Raw genomic sequence first — 11,170 nt, 5'->3', positions numbered from 1 at the left:
CCACAAAACTTTATCTTAATGCACGCAGCTGGTGCCAACGTATCTGGTCAGATTGCTTCAGTAATCGCCGGAGGCTTGTTATTAGCTTTGTTAGTATGAGGATAGCGCAATAAAAGCGATTTGAAGAAAGGAAGAAACGCTAATGTCAGAAGACTTAATGAAAGCAATTGAATTATTAGTATTTGGTTGGGGTGGCGTCTTTATCGTAATCTTTATCATTTACATTGCTTCACAAATTTTAACTAAATTATTTCCACCTAAAAAATAGAGTGTTGTAGCTAGGGAAACTTGCTTTGAAAACTAACGGTTTTCAAAGCAAAGCTTCTGCTACCACTTGATAGATAAATGATTTGAGATGATGAAAATGTTTACCCTTAAAAAGTTATGGTTAGCTAAAGATAAACTGGCTTATCAAGCTTGGCAGCAATTACTGTTGGCAGCTGATTTAGACCCTCATGAAGTTGTCGATTATACGATTGGAATTTATGATGATCAGCAATTAGTGGCCACCGGTTCATTAACAAGCAACATTATTAAATGTGTAGCAGTTAGTAAAGCTTATCAATCAGAAAATTTATTAACAAAAGTTATGATGCATTTAATGGAAACCTTGAGAGAAAATGGCTATCAGCATTATTTCGTTTACACTAAGCCAAGTAATCTGATGATTTTTCAATCTTTAGGATTTCAAAAAATTATTGATACTGATACGATTTTATTTATGGAACAAGGTTCTCCTGATTTTTCAGATTATCTAGCTTTCTTAAAAGAAAACAAAAAAGTCGGCACAGCTAGTGGCACTGTGATGAATGCCAACCCATTTACGAAAGGCCATCAATATTTAATCGAAACCGCTGCCAGTCAGAGTCAGCAAGTTTATGTTTTTGTTTTATCGGAAGACCGTTCGGAATTTTCTAGCGAGGAGCGGCTAGCGTTAGTCAAAGCGGGCACGGCGCATTTAGAAAATGTCACTATTTTACCGACGAATGATTATATGGTTTCTTCAGCTACTTTTCCAGCTTACTTTTTAAAAGAAAAAGCAGAATTGGCAGTAGCTAAGGTACAAGCTACTTTAGATGCACAATTGTTTAAAGACAGAATTGCACCACTTTTAGAGATTACCACTCGTTTTGTGGGAGAAGAACCATTTTCAGAAGTAACCGAACTTTATAATCAAAGCATGCAACAAGTTTTTGGGGATGAATTAGCATTGGTTGTTTTGCCAAGGAAGATGATTGCTGGCGAAGCCATTAGTGCCACCAAAGTCAGAGCAGCTTTGCAAGCTGGCGATTTAGCTTTATTGAAACAATTTTTACCAGTAACAACCTATGACTATTTGAAAAAAGCTGGCAAATTGCCTGCTAAAGAATAAAATCAATTAGAGGTGAAGAAAGTGGAAATTACAAAAAATGCTGTGGCTGGAACTGTTGAATCTAGCGACATTATGATTACTGTCGATGCAAATAATACTAATGAAATTAGTATTAGCTTAGATAGTAGCGTGGAAAAACAATTTGGTGAACAAATTCGTAAAGTAATTACAGATACTTTGAAAAACTTAGGCGTGACTGCTGCTAAAGTAACAGCGGTTGATAAAGGCGCGTTAGATTGTACAATTCAAGCTAGAACGATTACTGCTGTACATCGGGCAATGGGTAAAGACAGCTATAACTGGAAGGAGATTGACTCATGGAACGTTTAAGAAGAACGATGATGTTTGTACCAGGTGCTAATGCCGCGATGTTGCGGGATGCGCCACTTTATGGTGCTGATGCAATTATGTTTGATTTAGAAGATGCTGTTTCTTTAAAAGAAAAAGATTCTGCACGGATGCTTGTTCATTTTGCTTTGAAAACTTTTGATTATAGCGGAATTGAAACCGTTGTCCGCATTAATGGTTTAGATACTGTTGGTGCACAAGATGTAGAAGCGATGGTTTTAGCTGGAGTCAATGTAATTCGTTTGCCAAAAACAGAAACCGCTCAAGATATTGTCGATGTGGATGCGGTAATTACAAAAGTTGAAACAGAAAACAACATTCCTGTCGGTATAACTAAAATGATGGCAGCTATTGAATCAGCAGAAGGTGTTTTAAACGCTCGTGAAATTGCAAAAGCTTCCGAACGTTTAATCGGGATTGCTTTAGGGGCAGAAGATTATGTGACAAACATGAAAACTCGCCGTTATCCTGATGGACAAGAATTATTCTTTGCTCGCAGTATGATTTTACATGCAGCTCGTGCAGCTGGAATTGCAGCGATTGATACAGTATACTCTGATGTTGATAATACTGAAGGGTTCCAAAATGAAGTTCGTTTAATTAAACAATTAGGTTTTGATGGTAAATCAGTTATTAATCCACGTCAAATTCCGTTAGTCAACGAAATTTATACGCCAACTGAAAAAGAAATTCAAAATGCTAAAGAAGTCATTTGGGGTATTCGTGAAGCAGAAGCGAAAGGTTCTGGCGTTATTTCTGTTAATGGTAAAATGGTTGATAAACCAATCGTTGAACGAGCAGAACGAGTAATTGCTTTAGCGAAAGCTGCAAAATTAATTACTGAGGAGGATATTTAATCATGGTATTGAATAAAGTAGGTAAAGATATTCCTCAAGCATACGCTGACCAATATGGCGTCTACGAAGGGGAACTAGCTCATATTGAAGCATATACAGAAGTAAGTCGTAAAATCAAACCAGTTAAACCAAGAGATACAAAATTATTAGGTAGTATTCGTGAAGCCATTGAAAAAACCGGCTTAAAAGATGGTATGACGATTTCTTTCCACCATCATTTCCGTGAAGGCGATTATGTGATTAATATGGTTTTAGCTGAAATTGCTAAAATGGGTATTAAAAATATTTCAATTGCCCCAAGTTCAATTGCCAATGTTCATGAACCAATTATTGAACATATTAAAAATGGCGTAGTAACTAATATCACCTCTAGTGGTTTACGAGATAAAGTTGGTGCGGCTATTTCTGAAGGTATTATGGAAAATCCGGTAGTGATTCGCTCTCACGGCGGCCGAGCACGCGCAATTGCGGCTGGCGATATTCATATTGATGTGGCTTTCTTAGGTGCCCCAAGCTCTGATGAATACGGTAATGCCAACGGAACTGTCGGTAAAGCAACTTGTGGTTCTTTAGGTTATGCGATGATTGATGCAAAATATGCCGATCAAGTCGTAGTAATTACTGATTATTTAGTACCATTTCCTAACACGCCAATCAGTATTCCACAAACGGATGTTGATTATGTAGTTGAAGTGGATGCTATTGGCGATCCCAACGGAATTGCTAAAGGGGCAACCCGTTTTACTAAAAATCCTAAAGAATTGCTAATTGCTGAATATGCCGCAAAAGTGATTACTAATTCACCTTACTACAAAGAAGGTTTTTCTTTCCAAACTGGAACCGGTGGGGCATCTTTAGCGGTTTCTCGTTTCATGCGGGATGCGATGATTAAAGATGGCATTAAAGCCAGTTTCGCCTTAGGTGGTATTACGAATGCGATGGTGGAATTATTGGAAGAAGGTTTAGTTGAAAAAATCATCGACGTACAAGATTTTGATCATCCATCTGCTATTTCGTTAGGTAAAAATACTAATCATTATGAAATTGATGCAAATATGTACGCTTCTCCATTAAGTAAAGGTGCGGTTATTAATCAATTAGATACAGCGATTTTATCGGCTTTAGAAATTGATACAGACTTCAATGTTAACGTTATGACTGGTTCTGACGGTGTGATTCGTGGCGCTTCTGGTGGTCACTCAGATACCAGCATGGCTTGTAAAATGAGCTTAGTGATTTCACCATTAGTTCGGGGTAGAATCCCTACAATCGTTGATACTGTTAATACAGTAATTACCCCTGGCGATAGCGTGGATGTTGTAGTTACTGAAGTCGGTATTGCAATTAATCCTAAACGTCAAGATTTGATTGAACACTTCAAAAAATTAGATGTACCACAATTGACAATTGAAGAGTTAAAAGAAAAAGCCTACAGTATTGTTGGCACACCACAACCAATTCAATATGGGGATAAAGTCGTTGCCCTAATTGAATATCGTGATGGCACTTTAATTGATGTGGTAAAAAATGTCTAGTCAATTATTTAACGGTCCTGAGGTTAGTTTGCCAGAAATGTTAGATGCTCGTGAACAGCGGCAAGCGACACAATTGGCTTTTTTGAAAAAAGAACCTAAGCAGGCTTTGCTATTAGCTACTATGAATATTCCCGGTCCGGTTAAAAATTCACCTGAACTGGTGCAGCTATTTCATCAAGTTTCATCAGTAATTGAAACTAGTTTGCAAGATGTAAAGAGTTCAGCTAATCTTTTTCGTAATGAAAAAACGGGTTTGGAATATTATTTATTGGTACCAATAGCACCCCTTGAATTAAAAAAAAGAATGATTGAAATTGAAGAGCAGCATCCATTAGGGCGCTTATTCGATTTAGATGTATTATATATAGAAAATGGCGAATTAATCGGTCTTAGCCGCCAAACCAACGGCTTGCCAAGACGACGCTGCTTTGTTTGTGAGGGTGATGCCAAAGAATGTGGGCGGGCAAGAAAGCATACTATTGCTGAGATGCAAGCTAAAATCATTGAAATCACCCAACAAGCCAAAGTGTAAATGAAAAGAAAGGTGTCAGAGAAACTTTAGTTTTTCTGATGACCAGCTTCTTTTTCAGAAGTAGAAAGGAAAAAGAACATGACAAAAAAAATTCAGATAATGGAAACCGTGCTACGAGACGGTCAACAAAGTCTAATTGCTACGCGGATGCCAACTTCCGACATGCTACCGATTATTAAAACATTAGATGAAGCCGGCTATTATGCTTTAGAAATGTGGGGCGGGGCAACTTTTGACTCTTGTATTCGTTTCTTAAATGAAGATCCTTGGGAAAGATTACGCTTAATCCGTAAAGAAGTCAAAAACGCTAAGTTGCAAATGTTATTACGAGGACAAAACTTATTAGGTTATAAAAACTACGCCGATGATGTAGTGCGAGAATTTGTAGAAAAATCAGTGAAAAACGGGATTGATGTGATTCGGGTTTTTGATGCATTAAACGATACTCGGAACTTACAAACAGCAATTACCGCTGCCAAAGAAGCTGGCGGACATTGTCAAACAGCGATTTCTTACACAACAAGTGATGTTCATACGATAGATTACTTTGTGACTTTAGCCAAAGAAATGGCTAGTTTTGGCGCTGATTCAATCTGTATTAAAGATATGGCGGGAGTTTTAATGCCGCAAACTGGTTTTGAATTGGTTTCCCGCATCAAAGACGCTGTTGATTTACCTTTAGAAGTGCACACCCACGCAACTTCAGGCATTGCTGAAATGACTTATTTAAAAGTTGCCGAAGCTGGCGCAGATATTATTGATACGGCGATTTCTTCATTTGCTGGTGGGACCAGCCAACCAGCCACTGAATCTGTAGCAATGGCCCTTGAAGAATTAGGTTTTGACACTGGTTTAAATATGACAAAAGTCGCGGAAGTTGCGGAATATTTCAACCCAATTCGTGATCGTTTCCGTAACGAAGGGCTTTTAAATCCGAAAGTCAAAGATGTGGAACCCAAAACTTTAATTTATCAAGTGCCTGGCGGGATGTTATCTAACTTATTAAGTCAGTTAACTGAACAAGGCTTACAAGATAAGTATGATGAGGTTTTAGCAGAAGTACCGAAAGTGCGGGCTGATTTAGGTTATCCGCCGTTAGTAACGCCATTATCGCAAATGGTCGGGACGCAAGCTTTAATGAACGTGATTTCAGGTGAGCGCTATAAATTGATTCCCAATGAAATAAAAGATTACGTGCGTGGCCTATATGGTCGTCCGCCAGCACCAATTTCTGATGAAATCAAACAAAAAATTATTGGCGATGAAACAGTCGTAACTGTGCGACCAGCCGATTTAATTGCCCCACAATTACCAAATTTTGAAGAAGAAATTAAAGAATATGCCAAATCAATGGAAGATGTTTTAATGTATGCAGTCTTCCCGCAACAAGCCAAAGATTTCTTAGGACGTCGTGAAGATCGTTTTTACGATGTGCCACTTCAAACCGTTAATGTTAAAATTGACTACTAATTTGTAAATAAGAATCCTCCTTAAATAAGTAAAACTATTTATTGAAAGCAAGCAGTCCTTTATTAAAAGTGGCTGTTTGTTTTTAATTAAAAGTCAAAAATGAACTTTATAGTTTTATTTGCAGGAAAAGTCGGTTAAAATTAAATTTCAATAAAAATAAGTGAAAAGAGGGTTTTATGTTCGGAGTTAAAGTGGGGTTAAGAACGATTAAAACGGGGATTAGCGTTTTTTTCTGTATCTTAGTTAGTATTATTTTACATAGAGAAACTTATGTTGTTTCAGCGATTACTGCGGTTTTTACCGTGCGGGAAGATATTAATCGCTCTTTAAGTTATGGCAAACATCGGATTATGGGGAACACCGTGGGGGCTTTAGCGGCTTTAGGAGTGATGCTATTTTTCAATCATTTTGGTCAATCGAAATTAGTCGAGTTATTCCTGATTCCCCTAGTGATTATGGGAATTATTGTTTTTCTGGTGAATTTTGATGGCTATGAAGGGATTGTTGGAGCGACGGCGACCTTTTTGACAATTGTTTTTATGATTCCTGATAATGTATCTAATCAATACGCCTTAAATCGTGTGATTGATAGTTTTATCGGTATGGGGATTGCGACAGGGGTTAATTATTTTTTCCCTTTACGAAATTGGGGAAATGCTAACGTTGATACCGAAGAGGTAGAATAAATAGTCAAAGCAGTTAAGATAAGCAAGCTAGCTGGAGCTAGTTGATTATCTTAACTGCTTTATTTTGTAGTGTAATTTCAAATTTTTCTTATTTTTTTCAAAATATCTTGGGCAGTTGCTAAATTTTTAACAGAATTAGCTTGTAGCTGTTGCGTGACAGCTTTAATTTCCTCGGGACTACTTGCACCAGCGGAAATCGCTAAAGAACGCATATGTAAGTTCATATGGCCTTTTTGAATGCCTTCTGTTACTAAAGCTTTTAAAGCTGCTAAGTTTTGCGCTAAACCAACAGCAGCGCTAATGGCAGCTAACTGATTTGCATCAGGATTTTTTAGCAAATGTAAGGCAATTTGAGCTTTTGGTAGCATTTTAGTGGCGCCACCTACTGTGCCAACGGCTAAAGGTAAAGTTAAGCTGCCAACTAAATGTTGATCAATCACTTGCCAAGTTGCTAAGCTGCGATATTGACCGTCTATGGCCGCAAAAGCATGACAGCCAGCGGCAATTGCTCGGGTATCGTTGCCAGTTGCTAAAACAACAGCATCAATACCATTCATAATGCCTTTATTATGAGTAGCAGCTCGATAAGGATCAAGCTGTGCATAAGTTGAAGCTGCAGCAATTTTTTCAGCAACTACCAAGCCGCTTAATTGTTTGGTAGCTAAAAGCTCAGTTGGAATTTTACAAGTAACCGTCGTTAAAGCTTCAGTTGGTAAATTACTTAAAATACTGAAAAGTAGCGTTTCTTCTGGTAATAAATTTTGTAAATATTGGGCTAAGCCTTCTAAAATCGTATTAATGATATTGGCGCCCATAGCATCTTGGGTGTCCACTAAAACATCTAAAGAAGCAAAATCATCTGCCAGTTGCCGCAAAGTGATTTGGCGAACACCACCACCCCGTTTAACGATGGAAGGGTAGCTAGCTTGTGCTTGTTGCAATAACTCAGCTTGCTGTTGAGCAACGATTTTTTGAATTTTAGCGAAATCTTTGACTTGTTGAAAAACAATCTGGCCCCGCATCAAACGTTTTTGTTGTGTGGCTGTGAAGCCCCCACTGTTGGCAACTAATTTGGCCCCGTTGCTAGCTGCGGCAATTACTGATGCTTCTTCTGTGGCCATTGGGACAAAATAATTTTGTTGATTAATTAAGAAATTCGGCGCCACTCCTAAAGGAATCTCCACTTGGCCAACTTGATTTTCAATCATATTAGCAGCAATCGTCGGACTTAGGCTAGTCATTTCTGTTAATAAGTTAACTTCTTCAGCTGTTAACTGCTGCTGTTGAAACAATTGTTGGCGCCGTTCTTCAGGTGTTAGCTGATAAAATTTTTTTGCTGGTTCATCAGTAATTGATTGCGTATTTTTTTTGATTAATAGTGCTAAGCCCAAGCCTCCGCCGATACATAAAGAAGCGATGCCGATCGTTTTTTGCTCTTGAATTAATTGTGAGATTAAAGTAGCAACAATTCGGGTGCCACTGGCGCCGATTGGATGGCCAAGGGCAATTGCCCCGCCATAAATATTGACTTTTTCAGCTGGTAATTGCAGTTGTTCTTCAATCGCTAAAGAAGCAACAGCAAAAGCTTCATTAATTTCAAACAAATCAATTTCATTTAAAGTCAGCTGCTTTTTAGCTAATAAATTTTGAATAGCCGTGATTGGTGCGACTCCCATTAATTGTGGGTCAACACCGACTTCACTGAAGCCTTCAATCGTTGCTAAATAAGGCAAATGATGTTCATCAACATAACTTTTTGACGCTAAAATCATCATAGCGGCGCCGTCATTGACTGTCGAGGCGTTGCCGGCCGTAACAGAACCCTGCTCTTTGAAAACTGTTTTAAGGGTGCTGAGTTTTTCTAAGGAAGTATTTTCACGGAAGCCTTCATCTTGTGTTAAATATTCTCCTGAGGCTAGTTTAATAGGCGTGATTTCAGCCGTAAATTTATTTCCTAGACGAGCTGCCGCAGCTTTTTTTTGGGACGTAAATGCGTATTGATCTTGTTGTGAGCGGCTGATTTGATATTTTTTAGCTAAATGTTCTGCTGTAACGCCCATCAATTGATTGCTAAAAGCATCTGTTAGGCCATCAAGAAACATGCTGGCGACTGGCTCGCTGTAAGTTTGCGTTGAGGCTTGATATTTTTGTAGTAAAGGCGCTTGCGTCATGCTTTCTGTGCCCCCAGCTAAAACCACTTGCGCTTCTCCTAACTGAATTTGTTGCATGGCTAAAATAAGAGCTTTCATGCCTGAACCACAAACTTCATTGATGGTCATAGCGGTGCTACTTTCTGGTAAGCCATTATTTAAGGCAATTTGGCGAGCGACATTTTGGCCATTACCAGCAGATAAAACATTACCGACAATGGTTTGTTGGATACAATCCGCTGAAATACCAGCTTTTTCGATGGCGGACTCAGCAGCTATTGCGCCTAATTGAACAGCTGAAAATTCAGCTAAGCTACCTTTATATTTACCGATTGGCGTTCTTGCTGTGCTTAAAATGACTACTTTCTCTGTCATAATACACCTCCAAGAAGACTATAGCATTTTTTGCGTCAGAAAAGGAGTCCCTCTTAAGAAATCTTGATAATTATTAAGATATTTTACATTTTCTTAATTCTTACTAGTGCTGGTTTTGAGCAATAATATGTTTGGGATTGAAATGTTCATTAATCGCATTTTTTTCTACGTATATTTGATAAATCAGCTGCTTAATTTGTTCAAATTCTTCAGGGGCGGGATTTTCCTGAACAGTTAAAGTATATTGATAAGAGATTTGCTTGCTATTCAGTGTGCTTGTAGTAATTAATAAATCAACTTCACTATTAACTTCATCAATAAAATTGATTGCAATATAGGAAGTATGACAAATTAAATCTTCAAAATACTTTTTCTGTACTTCGCCTAAATCTGTCACTAAAGCAATTTGAACTGGTTGTAACTTGGATTCAATCAGACCTACTGTGATTAGATTATACAAATATAACAATGATTGGTTCTTTTTAAAGAAACTAGCGTGTTTTCCTTTTGCAAGATAACGAACAAACTTTTTCATTTGCTGAAAAGTGATTGGATACTCTTTTTCAATTCCACCTAAATTAGCTTGATTTGAAAAGAAGGCAATCATTTCTTGACCTAAAAAAGTCATCGCATGAAAAGTGACCAGATTAGTATATAGAAAGGTATAGTCGGTGGAGGTAATCAAGTAATTGAAAAAATCAGAAAATTCTTCAATCCAATAGGCGGATAATTTATTCACTTGTGAAGTACTGGCAATATATTGACGCTCAAAATTCATTTTTCGAATTTGATTATAGGAATAAGAATTGGTTACTTGATAAAAAATATAAAATATTTTTTCTTCCAATCGCTGATGTTTTCTGCTTTGATTAGGTAATAATGAAAAATAGATTGTAAAAAAAGCGTGTAATTTTTCAGTGAAATCGGCCAATTCAAAAGGGAAAGCGTGCTGATAGTCAAAATCAACGACATCTTCTTCTTTTAAACGAAAGCCTTGTTGATTGCGAAAAATACTAATTTGCAACCAAAGCTGAATTAAGCGCTGATTGCCACCGTAATGAAGTATGTTAAAAGCTTCTATCAGAGCTTGGTTAGCCGGTGTGATAGGTAGTGAAAAATAAGGTGTCGCTTCATAAAATAGCAAAGTAAAAAAGCAACGGATTTGCCGTTCTTTCCCTACTAGATAGCCGTTTTGGTTGATATTATAAGTCAGGTCAAATTCTTTTAATAAAGTTGTCAGTTGTTGGCGGAAGCGATACGCTACAGATCGACTTAAAAATTGCTTTTCAGCGAAGGATTCTAAGTTTTGATGTTGAAGCAAAAATAAATCTTCACATAGAGAAAAAAGCTTGGCGTGGCGAGTATAGTAAGCTTTCAATAGACTTAAATAGTCTGTTTTGCTAGGGTCAGTAATTATTTGCAATTGGTCATCGGCAGTTAGTTTTAGTTCCAAGGAAATTTTGGCTGCAGTCAAATCCTCAGTCACTGAATCAAGTAGGCTTTTTAGTTTTTTTTTAGGTAGATTTAGCTTCTCAACAAAGAAACTCAAGTTTTCTGTAGGGTTGCTATAAGCATAAGTTAAGATATTTTTTAGAAATGATATCTTTTCTTGTTCCTTTTTCGTAAGTAAATCCATGAAAATCCCTCCTAAATCCTGACCTTTTATTCATTATCACAAAAAAAAACCTTTTTTGCCAACAAAACACTCAGTTTCTGAAAGAAAATCAGAAGAGGAAAAAAATAAAATTATATCTAAACAACGTGTTATTTAAAACGCTTTTCGAATATCGAAGTTTATTTTTCTGAAAAAAAACGAAAAGCGAAAGGAATTGCTATCTAGTTTCC

11 protein-coding genes are annotated in these 11,170 nt (G+C 37.3%); 9 read left to right on the top strand and 2 right to left on the bottom strand.

The features are described from left to right. The 9 genes from M2139_RS03210 to M2139_RS03170 all read left to right on the top strand — a co-directional run. Positions 1-99 (top strand): sodium ion-translocating decarboxylase subunit beta (locus M2139_RS03210; protein WP_280739496.1); only part of this gene is annotated, 99 nt, incomplete at its 5' end. Between the two features lie 43 nt (positions 100-142). Next, positions 143-268: an OadG-related small transporter subunit gene (locus tag M2139_RS03205; protein ID WP_280739494.1), complete on the top strand. Its 126-nt coding sequence runs from the start codon at positions 143-145 to the stop codon at positions 266-268. A 96-nt stretch (positions 269-364) separates the two neighbouring features. After that, positions 365-1,372: a [citrate (pro-3S)-lyase] ligase gene (gene citC, locus M2139_RS03200; RefSeq protein WP_280739493.1), complete on the top strand. Its 1,008-nt coding sequence runs from the start codon at positions 365-367 to the stop codon at positions 1,370-1,372. A gap of 21 nt (positions 1,373-1,393) precedes the next feature. After that, positions 1,394-1,702 carry a citrate lyase acyl carrier protein gene (citD, locus tag M2139_RS03195; protein ID WP_280739492.1) on the top strand — a complete coding sequence of 103 codons (309 nt, stop codon included), beginning with the start codon at positions 1,394-1,396 and terminating at the stop codon, positions 1,700-1,702. Beyond that, positions 1,690-2,577 (top strand): citrate (pro-3S)-lyase subunit beta, encoded by an 888-nt coding sequence (citE, locus tag M2139_RS03190; protein ID WP_280739491.1) that lies wholly within the window; start codon positions 1,690-1,692, stop codon positions 2,575-2,577. The genes citD and citE overlap by 13 nt, the downstream gene beginning before the upstream one ends. A gap of 2 nt (positions 2,578-2,579) precedes the next feature. Further along, positions 2,580-4,112 carry a citrate lyase subunit alpha gene (gene citF / locus M2139_RS03185; RefSeq protein ID WP_280739490.1) on the top strand — a complete coding sequence of 511 codons (1,533 nt, stop codon included), beginning with the start codon at positions 2,580-2,582 and terminating at the stop codon, positions 4,110-4,112. Beyond that, on the top strand, positions 4,105-4,644 hold the full coding sequence (citX, locus tag M2139_RS03180) for a citrate lyase holo-[acyl-carrier protein] synthase (RefSeq protein ID WP_280739489.1): 540 nt from the start codon (positions 4,105-4,107) through the stop codon (positions 4,642-4,644). The genes citF and citX overlap by 8 nt, the downstream gene beginning before the upstream one ends. A 78-nt stretch (positions 4,645-4,722) precedes the next feature. After that, positions 4,723-6,114, top strand: coding sequence for an oxaloacetate decarboxylase subunit alpha (locus M2139_RS03175; RefSeq protein WP_280739528.1), 1,392 nt, complete (start codon positions 4,723-4,725; stop codon positions 6,112-6,114). A gap of 176 nt (positions 6,115-6,290) precedes the next feature. Next, a complete protein-coding gene (locus tag M2139_RS03170) occupies positions 6,291-6,800 on the top strand; it encodes an aromatic acid exporter family protein (protein ID WP_280737490.1) in 510 nt (169 codons plus the stop codon). A gap of 77 nt (positions 6,801-6,877) precedes the next feature. On the opposite strand, the gene M2139_RS03165 is transcribed toward M2139_RS03170, so the two are convergent. Both M2139_RS03165 and M2139_RS03160 read right to left on the bottom strand, forming a co-directional pair. After that, the gene (locus M2139_RS03165; RefSeq protein ID WP_280737489.1) at positions 6,878-9,325 is read right to left on the bottom strand and encodes a hydroxymethylglutaryl-CoA reductase, degradative; all 2,448 of its coding nucleotides are present in this window, start codon (positions 9,323-9,325) and stop codon (positions 6,878-6,880) included. Positions 9,326-9,428: 103 nt separating this feature from the next. Beyond that, positions 9,429-10,961: a helix-turn-helix domain-containing protein gene (locus tag M2139_RS03160; protein ID WP_280737488.1), complete on the bottom strand. Its 1,533-nt coding sequence runs from the start codon at positions 10,959-10,961 to the stop codon at positions 9,429-9,431. Positions 10,962-11,170: the final 209 nt, after the last annotated feature.

It is taken from the genome of Enterococcus sp. PF1-24 (assembly GCF_029893325.1).
In the GTDB taxonomy this organism is placed as follows: domain Bacteria; phylum Bacillota; class Bacilli; order Lactobacillales; family Enterococcaceae; genus HY326.
This window is presented reverse-complemented; position numbering and strand designations above follow the sequence as displayed.